At 45.9% G+C, this 21,871-nt stretch carries 22 protein-coding genes; 17 read left to right on the plus strand and 5 right to left on the minus strand.

Annotated features, from left to right (window positions below; translation table 11 throughout):
- Positions 1 to 246: 246 nt before the first annotated feature.
- Positions 247 to 1,344, plus strand: a complete 1,098-nt coding sequence (locus tag ACXAH6_RS07585; protein ID WP_474876053.1) for an NADH:flavin oxidoreductase — start codon at positions 247 to 249, stop codon at positions 1,342 to 1,344.
- A 151-nt stretch (positions 1,345 to 1,495) separates the two neighbouring features.
- Here the strand turns inward: ACXAH6_RS07585 and ACXAH6_RS07590 are convergent, their stop codons facing one another.
- Positions 1,496 to 1,681: a hypothetical protein gene (locus tag ACXAH6_RS07590; RefSeq protein WP_474876054.1), complete on the minus strand. Its 186-nt coding sequence runs from the start codon at positions 1,679 to 1,681 to the stop codon at positions 1,496 to 1,498.
- 75 nt (positions 1,682 to 1,756) lie between these two features.
- Here ACXAH6_RS07590 and ACXAH6_RS07595 point away from each other — a divergent pair, with 75 nt between their 5' ends.
- The 7 genes from ACXAH6_RS07595 to ACXAH6_RS07625 all read left to right on the plus strand — a co-directional run bounded on the left by ACXAH6_RS07595 (position 1,757) and on the right by ACXAH6_RS07625 (position 8,025).
- Complete coding sequence (locus ACXAH6_RS07595) at positions 1,757 to 2,515, plus strand: DUF3450 domain-containing protein (protein WP_474876055.1); 759 nt, start codon at positions 1,757 to 1,759, stop codon at positions 2,513 to 2,515.
- Between the two features lie 14 nt (positions 2,516 to 2,529).
- Entirely contained in the window at positions 2,530 to 3,894 is a 1,365-nt protein-coding gene (locus ACXAH6_RS07600) for a MotA/TolQ/ExbB proton channel family protein (RefSeq protein WP_474876056.1), read from the plus strand.
- A gap of 5 nt (positions 3,895 to 3,899) precedes the next feature.
- On the plus strand, positions 3,900 to 4,418 hold the full coding sequence (locus ACXAH6_RS07605) for a MotA/TolQ/ExbB proton channel family protein (RefSeq protein WP_474876057.1): 519 nt from the start codon (positions 3,900 to 3,902) through the stop codon (positions 4,416 to 4,418).
- Positions 4,419 to 4,447: 29 nt separating this feature from the next.
- Entirely contained in the window at positions 4,448 to 4,855 is a 408-nt protein-coding gene (locus tag ACXAH6_RS07610) for an ExbD/TolR family protein (protein WP_474876058.1), read from the plus strand.
- Positions 4,856 to 4,858: 3 nt separating this feature from the next.
- Positions 4,859 to 5,467, plus strand: coding sequence for an energy transducer TonB (locus ACXAH6_RS07615; protein ID WP_474876059.1), 609 nt, complete (start codon positions 4,859 to 4,861; stop codon positions 5,465 to 5,467).
- A gap of 7 nt (positions 5,468 to 5,474) precedes the next feature.
- Complete coding sequence (locus tag ACXAH6_RS07620; protein ID WP_474876060.1) at positions 5,475 to 6,791, plus strand: tetratricopeptide repeat protein; 1,317 nt, start codon at positions 5,475 to 5,477, stop codon at positions 6,789 to 6,791.
- 121 nt (positions 6,792 to 6,912) lie between these two features.
- Positions 6,913 to 8,025: an energy transducer TonB gene (locus tag ACXAH6_RS07625; protein WP_474876061.1), complete on the plus strand. Its 1,113-nt coding sequence runs from the start codon at positions 6,913 to 6,915 to the stop codon at positions 8,023 to 8,025.
- Positions 8,026 to 8,094: 69 nt separating this feature from the next.
- Here ACXAH6_RS07625 and ACXAH6_RS07630 read toward each other — a convergent pair whose 3' ends face one another.
- Together ACXAH6_RS07630 and ACXAH6_RS07635 are read right to left on the minus strand one after the other, a co-directional pair.
- On the minus strand, positions 8,095 to 9,549 hold the full coding sequence (locus ACXAH6_RS07630; RefSeq protein WP_474876062.1) for a flavodoxin domain-containing protein: 1,455 nt from the start codon (positions 9,547 to 9,549) through the stop codon (positions 8,095 to 8,097).
- Between the two features lie 11 nt (positions 9,550 to 9,560).
- Complete coding sequence (locus tag ACXAH6_RS07635; RefSeq protein WP_474876063.1) at positions 9,561 to 10,160, minus strand: PepSY-associated TM helix domain-containing protein; 600 nt, start codon at positions 10,158 to 10,160, stop codon at positions 9,561 to 9,563.
- 276 nt (positions 10,161 to 10,436) lie between these two features.
- Here ACXAH6_RS07635 and ACXAH6_RS07640 point away from each other — a divergent pair, with 276 nt between their 5' ends.
- The 7 genes from ACXAH6_RS07640 (at position 10,437) to arsB (ending at position 16,427) form a co-directional block, all read left to right on the plus strand.
- A complete protein-coding gene (locus ACXAH6_RS07640; RefSeq protein ID WP_474876064.1) occupies positions 10,437 to 11,219 on the plus strand; it encodes a DUF4198 domain-containing protein in 783 nt (260 codons plus the stop codon).
- A 21-nt stretch (positions 11,220 to 11,240) separates the two neighbouring features.
- Positions 11,241 to 12,167: an EF-hand domain-containing protein gene (locus ACXAH6_RS07645; RefSeq protein ID WP_474876065.1), complete on the plus strand. Its 927-nt coding sequence runs from the start codon at positions 11,241 to 11,243 to the stop codon at positions 12,165 to 12,167.
- A complete protein-coding gene (locus ACXAH6_RS07650; protein ID WP_474876066.1) occupies positions 12,164 to 13,573 on the plus strand; it encodes a DUF2271 domain-containing protein in 1,410 nt (469 codons plus the stop codon). The genes ACXAH6_RS07645 and ACXAH6_RS07650 overlap by 4 nt, the downstream gene beginning before the upstream one ends.
- Positions 13,574 to 13,705: 132 nt before the next feature.
- The gene (locus ACXAH6_RS07655; protein ID WP_474876067.1) at positions 13,706 to 14,434 is read left to right on the plus strand and encodes a hypothetical protein; all 729 of its coding nucleotides are present in this window, start codon (positions 13,706 to 13,708) and stop codon (positions 14,432 to 14,434) included.
- 84 nt (positions 14,435 to 14,518) lie between these two features.
- A complete protein-coding gene (locus ACXAH6_RS07660) occupies positions 14,519 to 14,857 on the plus strand; it encodes a metalloregulator ArsR/SmtB family transcription factor (RefSeq protein ID WP_474876068.1) in 339 nt (112 codons plus the stop codon).
- 28 nt (positions 14,858 to 14,885) lie between these two features.
- Positions 14,886 to 15,356: an arsenate reductase ArsC gene (locus ACXAH6_RS07665; RefSeq protein WP_474876069.1), complete on the plus strand. Its 471-nt coding sequence runs from the start codon at positions 14,886 to 14,888 to the stop codon at positions 15,354 to 15,356.
- Positions 15,357 to 16,427, plus strand: coding sequence for an ACR3 family arsenite efflux transporter (arsB, locus tag ACXAH6_RS07670; protein WP_474876070.1), 1,071 nt, complete (start codon positions 15,357 to 15,359; stop codon positions 16,425 to 16,427).
- A gap of 14 nt (positions 16,428 to 16,441) precedes the next feature.
- Here arsB and ACXAH6_RS07675 read toward each other — a convergent pair whose 3' ends face one another.
- Together ACXAH6_RS07675 and ACXAH6_RS07680 are read right to left on the minus strand one after the other, a co-directional pair.
- Positions 16,442 to 16,969 (minus strand): acyloxyacyl hydrolase, encoded by a 528-nt coding sequence (locus ACXAH6_RS07675; RefSeq protein ID WP_474876071.1) that lies wholly within the window; start codon positions 16,967 to 16,969, stop codon positions 16,442 to 16,444.
- 315 nt (positions 16,970 to 17,284) lie between these two features.
- The gene (locus ACXAH6_RS07680; protein ID WP_474876072.1) at positions 17,285 to 17,776 is read right to left on the minus strand and encodes a hypothetical protein; all 492 of its coding nucleotides are present in this window, start codon (positions 17,774 to 17,776) and stop codon (positions 17,285 to 17,287) included.
- Positions 17,777 to 17,933: 157 nt separating this feature from the next.
- Between ACXAH6_RS07680 and ACXAH6_RS07685 the strand changes: the two genes are divergently transcribed.
- Together ACXAH6_RS07685 and acnB are read left to right on the plus strand one after the other, a co-directional pair.
- Complete coding sequence (locus ACXAH6_RS07685; RefSeq protein WP_474876073.1) at positions 17,934 to 19,118, plus strand: PQQ-dependent sugar dehydrogenase; 1,185 nt, start codon at positions 17,934 to 17,936, stop codon at positions 19,116 to 19,118.
- A gap of 135 nt (positions 19,119 to 19,253) precedes the next feature.
- Positions 19,254 to 21,866, plus strand: coding sequence for a bifunctional aconitate hydratase 2/2-methylisocitrate dehydratase (gene acnB, locus ACXAH6_RS07690; RefSeq protein ID WP_474876074.1), 2,613 nt, complete (start codon positions 19,254 to 19,256; stop codon positions 21,864 to 21,866).
- The last annotated feature ends 5 nt before the right edge of the window (positions 21,867 to 21,871 follow it).

Consider the following 21,871-nt stretch of genomic DNA (forward strand, 5'->3'; position numbering starts at 1 on the left):
AGGCAAGGCGTCAATAAAAGCCCTATGGGAAGGATGGTTCAAACTACAAACCATCCTTGAAGGTTACGATTTGGCCCGTTCTCTTGAGGCTGACTTGTGATCAAGAGACAGCCCTCGGGAGCCTTTTTTGTCTGAGTTAATGGTAGTTATAACGCACTATCAGCATTATCAAATTGACATCCCTTTTCGGCTCATTAGTATTTTCCTTTTCCTCTCTACCCAACTGTTTATAACAAAGGGAATACAATGGCTAATACTTCTCTATTTACGCCGTATCAAAGTGACAAGCTAACTTTGGAAAACCGTATTGTGATGGCCCCAATGACGCGCCAATTTTCGCCCAACGGTGTACCCACTTCTGATGTGGCGGGTTATTACAAAAGGCGTGCCGAAGGCGGCACTGGCCTGATTATCACTGAAGGCACCACAGTGAACGACAAAGTCGCGACAATGGACGCCAACATTCCGCTTTTTCATGGCGAAGCGGCGTTAGCGGGTTGGAAGCATGTGGTTGATGAAGTACACAGTGTTGGTGGCAAAATCATGCCTCAGTTATGGCATGTGGGCATGGCTCGCGTTGCTGACAAAGCCCCTTTCCCTGAGTTACCTAGCGCTGGCCCTTCAGGTTTGTTCAAGCCCGGTAAACAAGGTGCTGAACCTATGTCTGTTGAGCACATTGAAGCGGTTATTGCAGCTTTCGCTCAAGCCGCTGTTGATGCTAAAGCAATTGGTATGGACGGCATTGAAATTCACGGTGCTCACGGCTACCTGATCGATCAGTTTTTCTGGGAAGGTACTAACCAACGTACTGATAGCTGGGGCGGCAGTATGGAAAACCGCGGGCGTTTTGCGGTTGAAATTATCAAAGCCATTCGCGCCGCGACATCACCTGACTTCCCCATTGTATTGCGTTACTCACAGTGGAAACAGCAAGACTACACCGCGCGCTTGGCAACCACGCCACAAGAGCTTGAAGCTTTCTTGATGCCGTTAAGTGAAGCGGGTGTCGACATATTCCATTGTTCTCAACGCCGTTATTGGGAAAACGAATTTGAAGGCAGTGAATTGAACCTAGCAGGGTGGACCAAAAAAATTACGGGCAAGCCTACCATTACGGTAGGGTCTGTGGGTTTAAATGATGATTTCTTCGGCGCCTTTAAAGGGCAAGATTCTGGAACGCGCGCTGTCGACGATTTGCTGACCAGACTTGATGCCGGTGAATTTGATTTAGTCGCGGTGGGCCGTGCATTGTTGCAAGACCCTAACTGGGCCAACAAGATCAAAAACAACCGCATGGACGAGTTAGAAGAATATTCGGGTAAAGCGTTAGCGACCTTGTCATAACACACGTCGACCTTTACAGATAAAAAGCGGTATATATTGCGAGTTGCTTATCAATAAGCGCTCGCAACCTTTGTTCTCATCCATGCCTACTTCGGCACAGTGAATAATTTCATAGAAATGTCACAATTCACTTCACTTTTTGTGTTCTCACTCAAGGTAACGACCTAAAAAAATACAGCAGTATTCCTGTAATGCCCATGCACTCGCGCTTTGCGGGAATCCAGCGTGGTAGCGCTTTGCACACTACCAACCCAATCTCATCATTGTTTGCACTTTGTACAGCCGCCAATTGTGACAAGAACCATCGAATATGACAGTTATGTAATAAAACTGTCATAGAAAACTCCTATCCTACGCGCAGTTTTTTAGTGGTCGGCAATACCGATTTCTTTCAATAAAAAGGTTTGAATGTATGAAGCTTTTCAACATGTTACTGGTGTCTACAGCGATGCTTTCAGCAGCTGCGCTAGCCCAGGATGACAAGGCGCTAGAGCCCGTAGTCAAAACCGCCAGCGAGATCAACCAATCTGCTGCGGATTCACAGTCAAAAATCAATAAAATCACTGATCAAATTGATAGCAAACTTCAAGCGTTTAAAACCCTGAATAAGGAAATCGAGGGTCTTGAAGTTTACAACACACAGTTGCGTAAACAGATTGCTAACCAAGAACAAGAAATGGCTGACCTAAACGCAGCGATTGACGAAGTATCGGTTATCGAGCGTCAAATTACGCCATTGATGATGCGCATGATTGACGGCCTAGAGCAGTTCATTGCTTTGGACGTACCTTTCTTACCTGAAGAACGTGAGAACCGTATTACAGACCTTAAAATCATGATGGATCGCGCAGACGTAGCGGCCTCTGAGAAATTCCGTCGTGTGATGGAAGCGTACCAAGTAGAAATGGACTACGGTCGCACACTAGAAGCTTACTCTGGTATTCACACTATTGACGGACAAGAGCGCGACGTTGAGTTCTTGCGTCTTGGTCGTACTGCTTTGATTTATCAAACTCGTGATGCAAGCCGTCAAGGTGTTTGGAACAAGCAAACTCGTCAGTGGGAAGAGCTAGACAGCAGCTACCGCACGCAAATAACCAAAGGTTTGCGTATGGCGAAGAAGCAGCTTGCACCTGATTTGCTAATGCTACCAGTTGCGATTACAGACTAAGAGGTTAATGAGACATGTTTAAATCGATTAAATTTATCGCCGCTGGTCTGGCTGCTGCATCATTGAGCTTCGGTGCTCTGGCACAAAACGACCGCGCCCTTGACCTAGATGCGTTGCTTAAGCAACTAGAAGAAGGCAAGTTTGCGCAAACACAACAAAACAAAGCCCGTGAAGCTGAGTTCGTTCAAAAGCGTTCAGAACAAGACCGCATTTTGAAAGAAACTGAACAAACACGCGACAACATGTTGAAAACGTCTGAGCGTTTAGAAACTCAGTTCGAAGAAAACGAATTTAAACTGGCTGACTTAAACGGTGCCCTTGAAAACCGTCTAGGTTCATTGAAAGAGTTGTTTGGTGTACTTCAGCAAGTGGCTGGCGACACTAAAAACAAATTCTACAACTCAATGGTTTCTGCACAAATCTCTGGTCGCTCTGCGTTCCTAGACGAAATGGCACAAGCCATGGGTAAAAGCTCTAAGCTAGCGTCAATCGAAGAGATTGAGCAAGTATGGTTCGAAATGCAGCGCGAAATGACTGAGTCAGGCAAAGTGACTAAGTTCACTACCGACGTTGTTGAAGCGGGCGGTGCGAAAGTAAGCAAAGAAGTGGTACGTGTTGGTCCATTCGCTTTGGTTGCTGACGGCAAATACCTTGATTACAACGGTGTAACCGGCACGGTTGCTGAGTTACTTCGTCAACCTCCAGGTCGTTACGGCGAGTCAGCGGCAGAGCTTCAAGGCTCAAACGGTGAATTGGTACAGTTTGGTGTTGACCCTACAGGTGGTTCAATCCTAGGTTTGTTGGTGCAAGCGCCTACGTTGAAAGAGCGTGTTGAGCAAGGTGGTGTGGTTGGTTACATCATCCTGATTGTAGGTGCATTTGGTTTGCTACTTTCAATCGAACGTTTGGTGACATTGACGCTTATCCGCGTGAAAGTAAATGGTCAGCTTAAGTCTTCTGAAGTAAAAGAAAACAACCCTCTTGGTCGTGTATTGAAAGTGAAAGAGAAATATCCTCAAGCGGATACCGAAGCACTTGAACTTCACCTAACAGAAGCGATTTTGGCAGAAGTACCTAAATTAGGCCGTAACCTGACCATCATTAAGATTATCTCTGTTGTGGCTCCGCTAATGGGTCTACTAGGTACAGTAACGGGTATGATTAACACCTTCCAAGCCATTACTTTGTTCGGTACAGGTGACCCTAAACTGATGGCTGGTGGTATCTCTACTGCATTGGTAACAACAGTACTTGGTTTGGTTGTTGCTATCCCTACAACCTTGCTTTACGCCATGCTGAATACACGTAGCAAAAACATTGTTTACATTCTGCAAGAACAAGCGGCAGGTGTAATTGCTGAGCGCGCTGAGAAAGGCTAATTATCATGATCGAGTTTCTCGAAGCAATTCGCGACTTTACAGAAACCGGAGGCCAGGTACTCCTGGTCATCGGTTTGCTGATATTCGTCATGTGGCTTTTGATCCTCGAACGCGCGCTGTACTTGCTGATTTGGCACAAGAACTTTAAGAAGCAAGCGGTTGCTGACTGGAAAGCCAGAAACGACCGCTCGTCTTGGAACGCTGAGCAAATTCGTCAAAAGGTGATTTCTAACCTGACGATGCAACTCAACGGCAGTATCCCAATTATTCAAGCTTTGGTAGCACTCTGTCCGCTACTGGGTTTGATGGGAACGGTAACCGGGATGATAGAAGTTTTTGACGTAATGGCTATTTCAGGTTCAGGTAATGCTCGTTCGATGGCATCGGGTGTCTCGAAAGCCACAATCCCCACCATGGCCGGTATGGTTGGCGCACTCTCTGGAGTATTTGCCTCTACTTGGTTAAACCGCATGGTGAAATCTGAGCGAACGCATCTCGAAGATGCACTGACAATTCAACGTTAATGCTTAGGCGTTAAGGTAAGGTACTTATTATGAAGCAGCATTTTCAAAACCTGGTAGACGAAGAAGAAGCGAACATCGATATGACACCGATGCTCGACGTGGTATTCATCATGTTGATCTTCTTCATCGTAACGGCGTCTTTTGTAAAAGAAGCGGGTATTGATGTAAACCGTCCGGAAGCGGCCACCGCCGTGCAGAAGGATCGCGCGAATATTTTGATCGCGATTTCGGACAAAGGTGAGATTTGGATCAACAAGCGTCGCATCGATGTACGTGCGGTTCAGGCAAACATTGAGCGTTTGCACGCTGAAAACCCACAGGGCACTGTAGTGATTCAGGCTGATAAAAAGTCGACTACAGAAACATTGATCAAAGTAATGGACGCGTCACGTGCCGCTGGTGTGTACGACGTATCGATTGCAGCGCAAGAGCAGTAAGCTATGCCACGATTTCTCATCGCAATCATTGCATCAGCAGCAATAACCCTAGGGTTGTTCTTCCTGATGCAATCGTTAATACAAATGGGCGGCAGTGCACTCACTGAGCCGCCTAAAGGAAGCGTTCTTGACTTTGTGCGGGTGAAACAGGAAGAGACGGTTGAGAAGAAAGATCGTAAACCTAAGAAGCCACCTAAGCCAGAACAACAGCCTCCACAAATGGAGCAACCTCAGATGGACTCGCCGTCGCCAGATGCCTCTGGCACTAGCATGGACTTTTCATCAGATGTGGGTAATGACGTATCACTCGATGGCGGCTTAGCGCTAGAGTCGGGAGATGGCGAATACTTGCCAATCGTTAAGGTTGCACCTGTGTATCCACGTCGTGCGTTACAGCGTGGTATTGAAGGTTTCGTGATTGTTGAATTTACGGTAAACAAACAGGGTGCAGTGCGTGACCCGATTGTTGTTGAAGCCAGCCCTGAAGGTATTTTTGAACAGGCCGCTATTGATGCAGCACTTAAGTTTAAATACAAACCTCGTGTGGTGAATGGTGAACCGACTGAAGTATCAGGCGTTCAAAACCGTATCACTTTCCAAATCGACGGGTAATGAAAGTATGAAACTAAGACTATCAAAACACCTGTTAGCAGCGTTGACACTCGCATCAGTCAGTGTACAAGGCGTGTTAGTCTCTGCGGCATTTTCGCCTGAAGTTCAGGCCCAAGAAAAAGCCAGTGAGAAGAAAACTCGCCGTACGCCAGCTTTGCGTTCAAAAGTGTATGAGCAGCTTGCTCGCGCTCAGGCTCAAGCGGATGCCGATAACATCCCTGGGGCTATTGAGATCCTCGATGACGTGAAAGACAAAGCCAGCTCAATGAATAGTTATGAGCTAGCCATGATGTACAACTTTTACGGGTTTATCTACTACAACGCTGAGCAATACGACAATGCCCTTGCATCTTTTGAGCAAGTGGTGGCGCAACAGCCTATCCCTGAATCATTTGAAATGAGCACCTTGTTTAGCTTGGCTCAGCTTCATTTGATGCAAGGTAACTACGCCGATGCGATTAAGTTCTTAGACCGCTGGGACGGCCTAAATACTGGCAAAGTGCCCCCCAAGAACTTAGTGATAAAAGCACAAGCGTATTATCAGAATAAGCAGTACGAAGAAGCAGAAAAGAACATCACAGCGGCCATTAAAGGTCACGAAGAGGAAGGCATGTTGCCTGACGAAGGATGGTTGATTCTGCAACGTGCGATTTATTATGAACTGAAGCAGCCAGAAAAAGTACGCGACGTACTGATCAAGATGGTGCAGTTGTACAACGAGCCTAAGTATTGGATCCAACTTGCAGGTATGTACGGTGAGCTTGGTGAAGAGAAAAAGCAGTTAGCCATGATGGAAACGGCTTATCAGCAAGGCTTTGTAGAGTCTGCAGCGGATATCTTTAACCTCGCTCAGCTTTATTACTATCACAAAGCTCCTTACAAAGGCGCCTTGTTGATGGAACAAGCAATGAAAGACGGTGTTCTCGAACGCAACTTGCGCAACTTGAAGTTCTTAGGCCAAAGCTGGACCTTAGCCAAAGAACAAAACAAGGCAGTGCCAGCTATGATGGCAGCGGCTGAATTGTCAGAAGACGGCGAGCTTGATGCACAGTTAGCACAAATCTTCTTGAACCTAGAACGATGGGATGATGCCATTCAAGCTTCTGATCGCGCACTAGAGAAAGGCGAACTGCGTAACCCAGGTGTAACGCACTTGGTGAAAGGCATGGCGTTCTACAACAAGAAGCAATACGCCCTAGCGCTGAACGAGTTAGCGGAAGCAGAAAAGCATAAGTCGAGTCGTGGTATGGCCCAACAATGGAAAAAGTTTGTTGAGTCTGAAAAGCAAACCAGCGACAGATTAGCTGCGGAATTGTCTTCTTAAAGACCTACAGTGACGCAAAAATGCAAAACCCTGAACTTGTTTCAGGGTTTTTTTTTGTGCTAGTGTTAACGGATTAAATGGGGCAAATTCAAAATTTTCAAAATTGCATTGGAAGGAATCAATGAACAAACTTTCTCTTCACCTCTTATTAGCAACTGGCCTAACTCTCTCTTCTGCGTCATTTGCTCAAGCGGATTTTTCTAGTGTTTATCACGCGTTTCAAGCTGCGTATGCAGAAAAGGACTTGGATAAAGCATTGCCACTGGCTAAGCAAGCTTATGAATTAGGCGCGCAAAAGTTTGGTGCCTCTTCGACGAATAGCACCAACTTGGCTCTTACTTACGCCAATATGCTGTCAGAGAGCAAACAGTACGAGTTGGCCTATGATGTGTTTATGGACGTTGAAGATATCTACGATGATGAGTATGGCGAGGAGTCGGTTGAATTTATCACACTCCAACTTACCGTACTGTCGATGCTAGAAGACGCGGGATATCGCTTTAAAGACAGAACTGACCGCCAACACAGAGCGCTTAAAAAGCTCTTCTTCAACGCCAATGATGTGATCGAAGCAAACCCTGAGCTAGCAACGGGGATTTACTACAATACGGCTAAAACATTGCTGTCTATCGGTACCATTCCGTTTTCACTTGGGCGGGCTATCGATTTCGTCGAAGAGGCACAAGCCAAGGTTGACGAAGAGTACGGCAAAGAAACGGCGCAATCGTTAGAAATGCAGTTTATTCTAGCGGCCTTATACCAATCTAAAGGGCGCAAAAATCAGGCAATCGAAGGGTTTAATGCCGTAGTGAGTATTTTGGATGAAAACCTGTCGTTTTCTCATCCTTGGGAGCTGGCTGCCCATGCGCGGTTAGTGAGCTTATATGAGGACGAGGGCGATAGCGAGAATGCCACAGCACATTGCGTGGCAATCGGGCAAATGACTCCTTGGAAAGACGATATTACGCCCACGCCTTTGTATCGAAAAGAGCCCAAGTACCCCATTGATTACGCCCGCTCAGGTAAAGAAGGTTGGGTAAAAATGGAGTTTGATATTTCAGAGTCGGGGTTTGTTGAGAATGTCCGGGTGCTTGAGTCTTCTGGCGGGAAAAAGTTTGAACGTGAGTCAGAAGAAGCGTTGAAAGGCTGGCGTTATGCGCCTAAGTTTGAAAATGGTAAGCCCACAGTGGCAACCAGTCAGCTCGTACAGTTAGATTTTAAACTTCAAGCCTAATCGCCTTTCATTGGCGATTTTTATAGCAAAAAATATTGTAAAAACGCCCAATTCTATGGGCGTTTTAAGTTAATACACATCTCTGTGATAGCGATGAGTGTCGATAAGTTGTTGTATGTTGTCGGCACTTAACACATCGATTAATGCTTGATGCACATCTTGCCCCATGCCTTGATAACTGCCACAGACATAAATGTGCGCGCCTGCTTCAACCATTTGTTGAATGTTTTGAGCGTTTCGAAGGAGCAATGTTTGTACATAGGCGGGGCGGTCTCCTCTTGAATACACGGTATCAATACGCAAACGCTTGTCATGTTTTAACGTGTCGGGAAGTAGCTTGTCGATCACGTTATCTTCACTTGGAGATCGTTCACCATACATTATCCAAATGGCAGCACGACTGTTACTCATTAACCGTTTGAATGCTTGAGCACGTATTCCCGCTATACCACTACCCGCACCAATTAAAATGATTGGTGCTTCGTCAATGGCAATATGACAGCTTGCATTAGGTTTAATATGCACTGCAAACATATCCTCGGCAGTGGCAAATGTGGTTAACCAACCAGACCCTAGCCCGGGATGTCCATCTTCGCGATACTGTTTGCGCACAATAAGCTTAATGTGTGGGTTACTGTGTGTCGGCTCTTGTTCGACGGAAGCAATACTATAGCTGCGAACAGGTAAGTAGGGCAGGTTCAGCACTTGCTCTTGAACATCTCTGTTGGTGTCGAGCTTATGCAATTGACGGTGTTTAATTAAGGTCGCCAGTGTTTGGTTAGTTGAGCCTGACATTGGTAACTCTCCGTCGAGTTGGTGCGCGCCTAACCAGCGTTGAATATCCTGAAGGCTATTTTGAGGCTCTATGTCGACAATGTCGCCAGCTTCCCAGGTGCAAGGTTCGTCAACAGGGGCGAGTTCTACCATATATAACTCTCTTCCCTTTCCCTCATTGAGTTGTTCGCGGTTGACGATACGACACTGGTTTACTTCTGTAACATCGCTGCGGTGGGGATTCGACTGATCAACTCTTTCAATGGCTTGAAATGGGATTGCACCAAAGTTTTTTAACCAATCGTACAAGTTCTCACCAAAGGCACAAAAATGCGGGTAACGGCTATCACCAAGTGCGATGACGCCATATTCGAGCCGTTGCAAAAGAGTTGGCGGGAGTTGCTGGTTTTGTATATCTCTGGCAAATTTTCGACCGCTATCGGGTGGTTCGCCATTGCCATAGGTACTCACAATAAACCAGGCTTTGGAGACATTGCTCAAATTACTGACGCTTAAATCGGCTAACGACAACAAAGTAACGTTTTGCTTTTTACCAATAGTGGCGGCTTTCTTTTCTGCTAGGCGGCGCGCAGTGCCTGTTTGGCTTGCGTATGCAATGAGCACGGTATCTTGTTCAAAGTGGCGCTTTTTCCATTTGGGGGCATAGTATCGCCATAGTAAGCGCGCTACCCAAACAACGTAGATTGCACACAACACAAAGGCGAATAGGGCTTTTTGGTTTTCGGTCATCACTGGTACCCCTAATGCACAAAGAGTAACAGAATGACAACCGGAGCAAGGATCCCCAAAGCCGTAATCGGCCACGTTGAAGACTTATGTGGCGCTTGCTTTATTAGCAGTTGTAACCCAGTGATGCTGAAAATAATGACAAACGCAGCAAAGATATCAATGACCCAAGCCCATAGTGCACCTGTGTTGCGGCCCTTGTGCAAATCATTGAAATAGGCAATCCAGCCTCTGTCTGTGCTTTCATACAGCAAGTCTCCGGTTTCTGTATCTAACGACAGCCAGCTGTCTCGTCCCGGACCAGGCCAGGCAAAATAGAATTCAATACCGTCGAATTCGCCTACCACATTACTGGGAATTTGAATGTGAAATTCAGACGCCAGCCATTGACTGATTGGCTCAGGTAAGGCGTGGCTCTCGTCATCAAGATTTTGTAATTCATCCATTAACGAGGAGGGGAGGGTTTGCTCAACCTCTTGTTTTTCCGGTTCAATAAAGATATCGGCAGCATGATTTAACGTGATACCGGTTATGGCAAACATAAACATACCAGCCAAACACACTGCGGCACTAATCCAATGCCATTGTCTGGCGCTACCCAACGAAATTCGCATGACTCAAGTTCTTTCTATTTTGCTACCAATAGTACAGGGAAGTGATGCCCCCTCGCTATCGAAAATTATAACCACTCACTTAGTAATTCAGTATTTTATACCGACAAAGCAATCATTGATAAAGACGATTCTCAGAATGGAGTGGATAAGCCTTGGTGTAGGCGAGAGCTAAAAACACGACCACTTCGCTCGCCTGAATTGACGCCAATACTATTGATAATGGTTATTGTTTGCAATAATATTAACGTCTATTTTTGTCGTGTAGATCAGTAAATAATGAAACGTTTTTTAGCAACTTTGCTGGCGGGAAGCTTTAGTACCATCGCCTTAGCACATACTCCTTACCTTAAACCCCTGAATTTCGAGCCAGTGAGAGGCGATACCATTAGCCTTGATGCGTCATTTGCTGAGCAGTTTTTTGTGCCAGAAGTGGCTATTAGCAACGCGAAATTTGAAGTGGTTACTCCTAAAGGTGTTGTGCAGCCAGTTGATCAAGTTGTGAATTTGACTTCGCGTAATGTACTTGAGCACAAGCTTACCGACGAAGGAACCTATCTAATTTCTACGGGTAAGCGTTTGGGAGTAATTTTTCGCGTTTACGAAAAAGACGGTGAGCGAGGCTCTGTTCGAGGCAATGACACTCCTTTGCCTGAAGGTGCAGTGTTAACTGATCACTTTCAATCACTCACGTATGCCACGACTTACGTGAGCAATAAAGCGCCCAATGATGTGGTATTAAAACCGAAAAATGAAGGTTTGGAGTTCTATCCAAAAGTTCACCCGAATGGGTTGTTTAACGGCGACACATTTACTGTAGATGTTTTGTTCAACGGAGAGCCTGTTGCAGAGCAGGAAATCAAAGTGTTTTTAGCAGAAGACCAGTTTTCAGAAGAGTCTGATGCGCTAACCGTTACAACCAATAGCCAAGGCGAAGCCTCATTTACCTTACAGGAACAAGGTGTGTACTTACTACAAGTACGTAAGAAGGGACCCGCACCGGCAGACGCTGAGGTGCCGAAATACAGCTACACCACCACACTTACAGTCGAAGCTTACTAATAATTAACCGGAGAACGACTCATGAAATTGGGTTCACTAACTTTATGTGCCATCGCGCTGACTAGCGCGTTTCAAGTTGCTTATGCCGCACCGCACAGTGCCAGTGGCATTATCTTGACTTACGATTTGAACAACGACCAAGCGTTGCTGCTTGAAGAATTCGTCGACGCGCGCCGTGCGCGTTTTAATGCTACCGATACCAACAAAGACGGTGTTATTGACGAAAGTGAATATGTTTATGAGTGGGAAGGTAAAATGACTGAACGTTTGCAGGCGGATCGCGCTGCTTCGGTCAAACAAACCCACATTCGTTTTAATGCCGTTGATAAAAATGACGACGGTTTTATTACCATTGATGAAGTGAACGCCGTTGGTGAGCGTGGTTTTGATCACATGGATGCAAACAAAGATGGTGTGATTCTAGCGAGCGACCCAGAGCCTAAACCTTGGTCGAGCAACAATGCCGACAAAAAGCCTGAAAAACCGACATTGCGTCAACGCCCTATGTTACGTATGCCAACAAGCCACAATATTGAAGGTTTTATGGCCCTTTACGACACCAATGGTGACGAAAGCGTGGATAAAACAGAATACTTGGCTGTACGTAAAGCACAGTTCGAGCGTACCGATGAAAATAACGACGGTAAATTGACCGAACAAGAATACGTACTTGAGTTTGAAGATCGTCTCGATAAGCAAATTGAAAAAACCTATGAAGGTCAGATCAAGCAAACTTATGTGCGCTTTGGTGTGCTTGATAAAGATGAAAATCAAAAAATGACGTTCAACGAATACATGCAATCAGGCTTCCGCAGTTTTAGTCGCTACGACACTGATGGTGATGGCGCTATTACATTGGCAGATCCAGAGCCTGCACCACGTGCCCCTCAGCCTGCTGATAAAGCTGAAGACAACAAGGGACAAACGGCACAGGTTCGTACCGAATGAAACAAGTAGTCTTTGTTTTCTTAACGGCAGCCCTCGTGGCTGCCGTTTTTCCGAGTAGTGCAGAAACTTATACCTTAGCGTTGGGTGGTGGAGGTCAAAACGGGCCGAAATCGTTAGTGTTGCACTCTGCGCAAGCACTTGATGAACCCGAGCAGCAACAAGTGCAGACATTAGTTGAAAACACGCTAATGGCACTGGATCGACAAGCTCATGATAGTGTTATTAGTCAACTGAACCGCGGTGAGCGGCAATCACTTCCCTCTTGGTTATATGCTGCATTGGCCACGTGTGAGCGTTGGCATTTGCGTACTGAAGGCAATGTAAGCTGCAGAAATGGGGCGTTATACGATTATTGGCATGCATATGTTGATAATAAGGGCCAGCTTGAACGCCGTGAGGTACGTAAACTGGCACGCGCGTCACGTATTGCTCAAGTGGCTCTCGATGAGGCGTTATCGTCAGTGCAAGCCGATTCATCGGTGGTGTGGGACTTAACGCCATTTGCTGATGCGATAGCACTGAAACGAGTACAAGAATACCTTAGCGATACTGTGCAACTCTCACGTTATCAAGTATCACTGAACAATGCCGTTGTTAATGTTGATGAACACAATAAACCTTGGCAATACCAAAGCGTTGCAACGGGTGAGTCTGTTCCTCAAGCGTTGATTAACATTGCCAGTGTGACGATAACACCGTGGACTCGCGCTGTGGTTGATGGGGCAAAAGAACAAGGCGTGTTAGACCAGAGTGATGGGTGGCCTGCGGCTGTGTTCAGCGCACAAGCGCTGAGTGCTGATGTAGTGGAAGCCAGTATTCTTGCGCATTTGGCCGCAGTAAAACCAGCGCGCGTATCGTTTGAATATGTGGACAGTGCAGAGCAGCAGTTTTTGCGTTTGGTTGACCAACAACAACGTGTGTATACCAGTAACGGCTTTACCGCCGTTGTGGGCGGCGACGCAAAACAACATGATATTTTACAGCTAACGGTGACTTTCCCTCGTTTTAATGTTGCTGATTATCGCGGACCTTATGCCTCGGTGTGGTTGTCGGATAAAAAACAACATTTGGTGAAAAGCTTAAGTATTCGTGGCGACAGTGCTCGATGGCTTAATGAGCTACGCGTTTGGTGGCGAAAAGTCGGGCGTAGTAATGAAGCCTTAATAGACGGTTTTGCTGGCGCAACGCGTAAATATCATCCACTCACGCTGACTTGGGATGGCCTAGATGAATTTGGTCAACCGGTGAAAGAGTCTGAACTCATTTTACATATTGAAGCTGCACGCGAACACGGCGGTCACACCTACCAGAAAATACCCCTTAATCTCGATGGACTTAAGCAACAATCTATTGTTGTGCCCGAAGAAGGGGAGTTGGGCGAAATAACGATTTCACGCGCTCAGTAAGCTCTCACAATACTCACTCCATCAGTACGGATTTCTAACCCTGATGGAGTGCTATTTTTCCGTTAATCATTCAGTTACAAACCATAAGGTTTAAGATAGAGTAAACCTAGGACGTACTATGGATGAATGAAAATGAAAATGAAAACGGATAACCTATTTAAATTTATCTGGAATGTGAATGGCTTAGCGATTTTCGCTGGTATTGTTATTGCCGCGGTAATGCTACTCGTTGCGCTAGTAGGAGACATTATTGACGGCCCTCGCCATGTTCCCGCACCAGTGAATCTCGCCGAAGACAACAAGCAAGAAGAGAATTGGCAGTTAGGGTATGGTCGCTCGATTGGCGATACCGATTACCAATACATCCCCCTTGAATCAGAGAAGTTAAGCGTAGATACGCGAGACAGACATCATAGTTTTGAAATGTTCAGCGGCGGTAGTGGTTATACACCAACACGTGCAAAGAATGTGTTGTTTATCAATACCAAAACGAACAAGGCTCGGTGGTTGTTTGCCACTGTCGATCAGATTGTGGTTGATATCACCTCCCTGCAAATTGGCAGCTACAACGAATCGGCTAGAGTCTTTGGTATGTCTTACGACGTCATTAACAAAGATACTAATCAAGATGGCCTGTTAGACAACAAGGACCAAAGTATATTGGCGGTGAGTAGGGTTGACGGTTCTCGTTACACTGAAGTGTTAACAGGTCATTCAGAGGTCATCGAATCGAGTCTTAATTCTGACGGCAATTTGTTTGTTATTTACATTGAAAACAACGAGGTGTACTCGATGATTTTCGATATGACCCGCTTCAAAGTGATGGCAAAAGGGCGTTTACCGAAAGTCGCTGAGCGCTAACCTGTTATGTCTTTATGTTGACATCTACATCGATACATGTGAAATTTCACATATGTGTTATTTCGTATATGTAGTGCTGAACGAATGCTAAATCCTTGCAAGTTTTATAAATGTCTGGCCGATGATACTCGTCTAAAATCATTACTTTTGCTGGCGGAAAATGGCGAGGCGTGTGTATGTAACCTGATGGTTGCTCTTGAACTCGACCAACCAAAAACATCGCGGCATCTAGCGGAGTTGCGGAATTGCGGTATTGTACATGGCGAACGGCGAGGGAAGTGGGTTTACTACCAATTGCACCCTCAACTTCCCAAATGGGCGATGGACGTAATTCAAACCACCGCGACACATAACCAAGATTACATATCAAAGGCGCTCGCTAAATTAAAGGCCTGCGATACCTCTCAAACCCAATGTTGTTGATACTCGACCATCACGAGCAGGAACACCCATGAAAATTTTATATATTTGTACTCACAATCGGTGCCGCAGCATTTTATCTGAGGCGATTACCAATGACCTGGGGCAAGGCGTACTTGAAGCTAAAAGTGCTGGCAGTCAGCCATCGGGGCAAGTCCATCCGTTGTCTCTCCAATACCTCGAAGAAGCGGGGATCAGTAGCATTGGGTTAAAAAGCCAGTCTTGGGATGAATTTGAAGACTTTGAAGCCGATGTGGTTGTTACTGTGTGTGATTCAGCAGCCGGTGAGGCTTGCCCAGTGTGGTTTGGCAACAGTATCAAGGTACATTGGGGGTTGGAAGACCCATCGAAAATTGAAGGTACAGAAGACCAAAAAGCGGAAGGGTTTCGCGCTTGTATCGCAGAAGTTTCACGCCGTGTCGAAGAGTTAGTCGCGATTGCTAAGCAAGGTTTGACGAATAGTGAATTACGCACAGCACTGGCTAACTTGGGAGCAAAGTAAATGGGGTTGTTTGAACGTTATCTTTCTGTATGGGTTGGGCTTGCGATCCTTGTGGGTATTGGTGCTGGGAGTCTCGTACCGTCTTGGTTTGCTATGGTTGTAGAGTGGGAATTTGCTCATGTGAATCTACTGATCGCGGTACTGATTTGGCTCATGATTTATCCGATGATGGTGCAAATAGACTTTTCATCGATTAAAGACGTAGGCCAAAAGCCCAAAGGTTTGGTACTTACGCTAGTGATTAACTGGCTGATAAAACCTTTCACTATGGCACTATTGGGCTGGTTGTTTTTTAAGGGTATATTCGCTGATTGGGTCGATCCTCAAACGGCGACTGAGTATATCGCTGGAATGATTTTGTTGGGTGTTGCTCCGTGTACTGCAATGGTTTTTGTTTGGAGCCAGCTCACTAAAGGCGATGCTAATTACACATTGGTACAAGTTTCAATAAACGACGTGATAATGATATTCGCTTTTGCGCCGCTGGCAGGATTGTTGTTGGGCGTCACAGATATAACAGTGCCTTGGGACACCTTATTACTGAGTGTGGTTTTGTATGTCGTTATACCCTTATTGGCGGGAGCGATAACGCGAAAAGCATTAGATAAAACCGATGATCATCAAGGTCTAGAACAGTTTTTAGCAACCATGAAACCTTGGTCGATTATCGGCTTGATTGCGACCGTAGTGCTGCTCTTTGGTTTTCAATCTGAAACTATTCTGTCGCAACCTGAAGCCATCGTGTTGATTGCCATTCCTTTACTTATTCAAACCTATGGCATTTTCGCTATTGCTTACTGGTTGGCTAAGCGACTTAAGTTGTCTCATAGTGTCGCCGCACCGGCATGTATGATAGGTACATCTAACTTTTTCGAACTGGCCGTGGCGGTTGCCATCAGTATGTTTGGACTGCATTCTGGTGCGGCGTTGGCAACCGTTGTCGGGGTACTGGTTGAAGTGCCTGTGATGTTGTCGTTGGTGTGGTTCGCCAACAAAACTCGACACTGGTTTGTGCAAGGACGCACTTTTTCAAAAGTCGGAAAAAGTGCGTCCTTGCACAACATCCACTGAGCGTGGGCGAAAGGTTAAATTCGTTGACTGAATGATAATGAAATAAAGTCTAGTCCGGGATTGGGTTTTTTAAAACCTGCATTTGAATAATGTAGGTAACGCAATGCAATTCGGTACTTTTTATTTGGTCCCCAGTGGGTGCTTACACCGATTCTGTCCTCAAATTGGTAATGAGTAGACACGTCTTTACCTGCAAAGTGGGTATCATTTATCAGCGATACCCCAATACCCAGTTCCGCTTCTAGCGGATATTGCCCAACTTGAGCAAATGGGTAACGAACAATAGGTGAAATAGCCAACACTACATTGGAATCATGTTTGTCGTGCTCACCGTACTCCCAGAAATTCATACTGGTTTCCATCACTACCGACACCGGCCATGTCTCAGGTAAATAGTCGTCTATGGCGTATTGGTAGGCAATCTTAATGCCGTCTACTTCTCCCTCACCGTGAATATAGTCTACGGCGTAGTAGTGATTTTGCGCTGATGCTTGGAAACTGGTGATCAGTAAAACCAATAAAAAGGTTATAGATGTCTTCATTTTAGATCCTTTCGGTTATATATGTAGACAAGTTCATTCAAACTACCTGTGCTGAACACGTGAGTGAATGAAGGTGCCAAGTTTGAGTTGGTTTGTTCGAGTCTGACCGCTGAGGGTTAACTGGATTTCTTATTATGAAAGTGTGTACTCACACACAATTTGAGCGTTAAAAAATATGCAGAAGCAGAATGCTAACTACCTATTTTACTCTCTGGATAACAATATTATATTGGCGGGATCGGCAGATCCCAATACGAAAAAACCGTTTTTATCATTCAATTTTTGTATTCAATTCATCACAAAACTGAATTGGTCTTATTTTGATGCATTTCTAGACTTTATGAATCGGATTGGTGAAAGCAACTCAACAAAGAGTAAAACACCAATGGCTCCGGCTAAACATTGGCATAACAGGCCGGCTGGTGTGCGGGCGCCGGCAATTAAAGTAACGTTGAGAATGGGCTTCATTGCTAAAAGTAATGCGAGCATAGCGAGGCCTCCGAGCGTAAAGCCCAGTATCATGCGTAATGCGGTACCAAAAGAGCGTTGATGGAGTTTTAATAACCGTGTGAAGATGCGCGCAGCGACGCAAGCGAGGATTAGAGTTACCGCTATGGCGGCGCCATAGCCCGGCAGTAAGCCCCACCAATCAGAGATCATCATAAATACGCGCTCAGACACACTAATGTTGACATTAATTTCATGCAATGCCTGCAAGACAAAGTAGGTGTGACTGATGCTGGCTAACGAAAATGCGATAAGCCAACACAGTAAAAACACGTTGAAAGCAGAAGCCGGGCGATGCATAAAATATCTACAATAGTTAAGACTCCGTGTATCATAGACATGAAAGGCCATTTGGCTCAATAGTGTTGAATAATATAATTTGGATAAGTTGTTGTTAAGCTCAGAAAATTTAATAACGATCAGCCAACTTTTAGTATGCCAGTAGTTGGGATTTATTGTGCGTAAAATTGTCAGTTTGATGCTCTTTTTGTGGGTTGGGGGTGTGTCTGCCTCTGCCTCTGCCGAAGTCACCCTCACCGGCGACTTTTTTCAACATCAGGTCGTTGGTAAGTTACATCGCCCTTGGGCGGCCACGCCTTTGCCCGATGGCGGCTGGCTCATCACAGAACGAGACGGCCATCTTGTTTTGGTGAATGCCAGTTACCCGAAAAAGCGTATTGCTCTGCCTATTGATGATTTGTATGTTGCGGGCCAAGGCGGCCTGCTCGACGTTACACTTGCGCCGGATTACCTCACCTCTAAAACGGTATTTGTTACATACTCAGCAGGCGACTCCAGTGCTAATACATTAAAGGTTGCTAAGGTCATACTGGATATTGAATCTCCTACCGTCACCGAGATATTTTCGGTGCGCCCTCTTCGTGATACACCGGTACATTATGGGGGACGGTTAATTGTATTGCCGGATCATACCTTGTTGTTGAGCAGCGGTGACGGCTTTGATTATCGTGAGCAAGCGCAAGTGATGCAAAGCGAGTTAGGTAAAACCCTACGCTTTGATATGCAAGGTGAACCGGTGTCAGATAACCCGTTTTTCTCAAGCCACAATAAGCAAACACAGTATGTTTATACGTTGGGGCATCGCAATCCCCAAGGGCTATTGTTCGACGATAAAACACAGCAGCTACTGCTCAATGAGCACGGCCCTGATGGTGGCGATGAAATAAACTTGCTGTCTGCGGGGAAAAATTATGGCTGGCCAGTTGTGACATTGGGCAAAGACTATTCTGGCGCGCGTATCTCTCCGTTTCGGCAGTACCCCGGAATGATTGCACCCGTATTCAATTGGACGCCGTCGATCGCGCCGTCGAGTATGGCAATGTATCACGGCGAGATGTTCCCCGCGTTAAACGGCATGTTGCTTGTGACTAGTCTAAAAAATAAAGCGGTGTATGCATTAGATTTAAGACAAAACCCCATACAGGTTGTGGAAATATTTGCTACTATTAATCAGCGATTACGCGACGTCATTGTGGGCACCGACGGTGCAATTTATATACTAACGGACGAAGAAGAAGGGCGTTTGTTAAAGTTTTCGCCGGTGGTTGAAAAATCTCCATCTGGCACCAGTAATATCACTCAGAATGACGAAAATTACCCAACACATAGTCTGGCTGAATAACGGTTATTAATGAACAAAAGTGCAAGCAAATTTAAATTTGTTTTATAACTCGTTATAATTCCAGTGTTTTAATAGTCACTTTCTACCGCCAAGACCGTAAATCCACGTGGTAGTTACAAACATGAGGAATCTATCGTGTTAGAAGATTATCGCAAACACGTTGAAGAGCGTGCTGCAGAAGGCATCCCCCCCAAACCCCTAAATGCCGAACAAGTTGCTGGACTCGTTGAGTTGTTGAAAAATCCTCCCGCAGGCGAGGAAGACTTTTTGCTCGAATTGATTTCAGAGCGCGTGCCTCCCGGTGTTGATGAAGCCGCTTACGTAAAAGCGGGCTTTTTAAGCGCAATTGTTAAAGGCGAAGACAGCTGTGATTTGATCAGCAAAGAAGCGGCGGTGAAGTTACTTGGTAACATGCACGGCGGTTACAACATTGCGACTTTGGTTGAATTGCTTGACGATGAAGCGCTAGCTCCACTCGCTGCTTTAGAGCTTAAGCACACATTGCTTATGTTTGATGCGTTCCACGACGTGGAAGAAAAACACAAAGCAGGTAACGCTTTTGCAACTGACATCATCAAATCTTGGGCTGAAGGTGAGTGGTTCACATCTCGTAAGCAAATGGACGAGAAAATCACTTATTCTGTGTTTAAAGTAACCGGTGAAACTAACACTGATGACTTGTCTCCTGCACCTGATGCATGGTCTCGCCCAGATATCCCTCTTCACGCATTAGCCGCGTACAAAATGACGCGCGATGGCCTAGAGCCAGAAGAGCACGGCGTGAAAGGCCCGATGAAGCAAATTGAAGAAGTAAAAAACCAAGGTTACCCCGTTGCTTTTGTTGGTGACGTAGTAGGTACAGGTTCTTCGCGTAAGTCTGCAACTAACTCAGTACTTTGGTTCTTCGGTGAAGATCTTCCAGGCGTGCCTAATAAGCGCGGTGGCGGTGTATGTATCGGTTCTAAAGTAGCGCCAATCTTCTTTAACACCATGGAAGACGCCGGTGCGTTGGTATTTGAAGCTGACGTAGAAAAAATGAACATGGGTGATGTGATCGACATCTATCCATTCGAAGGCAAGATCACTAACCACGAAACAGGTGAAGTACTTGCTGAGTACGATTACAAATCTAAAGTCATTCTTGATGAAGTACGTGCTGGTGGCCGTATTAACCTAATCATCGGTCGTGGTTTGACTGAGAAAGCACGTGAAGCGCTTGGCCTAGGTCCATCAGAGCTATTCCGTAAGCCTGAGCAGCCAGCTGATTCAGGTAAAGGCTTCTCATTGGCTCAGAAGATGGTAGGTAAAGCATGTGGCGTTGAAGGTATCCGCCCAGGCACTTACTGTGAGCCTAAAATGACGACAGTTGGTTCTCAGGATACAACAGGCCCAATGACACGTGACGAATTGAAAGATTTGGCATGTCTTGGTTTTACTGCTGACCTAACGATGCAGTCTTTCTGTCACACAGCGGCTTATCCTAAGCCTGTAGACATCGAAACACAGCACACGTTACCAGATTTCATTATGAACCGTGGCGGTGTATCACTTCGCCCTGGTGACGGTATCATCCACAGCTGGTTGAACCGTATGTTGTTGCCTGACACAGTGGGTACTGGCGGTGACTCGCACACGCGTTTCCCTCTTGGTATTTCATTCCCTGCGGGTTCTGGTTTGGTTGCCTTCGCGGCGGCAACGGGTGTTATGCCTCTTGATATGCCTGAGTCAATCTTGGTTCGCTTTAAAGGTGAGCGTCAGCCTGGTATCACCTTGCGTGACCTCGTACACGCGATTCCTTTATACGGTATCAAGCAAGGCCTATTGACGGTTGAGAAGAAAGGTAAGATCAACGCATTCTCTGGTCGTATCCTTGAGATTGAAGGTCTTGAAGACCTAACGGTTGAGCAGGCATTCGAATTGTCAGATGCGTCAGCAGAACGTTCTGCGGCAGGTTGTACAATTAACCTATCTGAAGAGTCAATTGCTGAATACTTGCGTTCTAACATCACCATGCTACGTTGGATGATCAACGAAGGCTACGGTGATCCACGTACGCTTGAACGTCGCGCTCAGAAGATGGAAGAATGGTTGTCTAACCCAACATTGATGCGTGCTGATGCCGATGCCGAATACGCAGAAGTGATTGAAATCGACCTAAGCGAAATTAAAGAGCCTATCGTTTGTTGCCCTAACGACCCAGATGATGCGAAAACACTGTCTGAAGTTGCTGGCGACAATGTTGATGAAGTCTTCATCGGTTCTTGTATGACTAACATTGGTCACTTCCGTGCAGCGGGCAAATTGCTCGAACAGTACAACAAGACAATTCCAACGCGTTTGTGGATTTCTCCACCCACGAAGATGGATAAAGCACAGTTGATGGAAGAAGGGTACTACAACATCTACGGTCGTGTAGGTGTGCGTACTGAAATGCCGGGTTGTTCACTTTGTATGGGTAACCAAGCGCGTGTAGAAGCGGGTACAACGGTACTGTCTACTTCAACGCGTAACTTCCCTAACCGCTTAGGTGATGGTGCTAACGTATACCTGACTTCTGCCGAACTAGCAGCTGTGGGGGCTATTGTTGGTCGCATTCCAACGGCGGAAGAGTACATGGAATACGCAAGTAAGATTGATTCTATGTCGGGTGAAGTATTCCGTTATTTGAACTTCGACAAAATGCCATCATTCAAGAAGGCAGAAGAAGAGGCTAAGGCGAAGATTATTCCTACGCTGAATGTTGCCTGATTGAG

The organism is Alteromonas sp. ABE4_545, assembly GCF_056161325.1.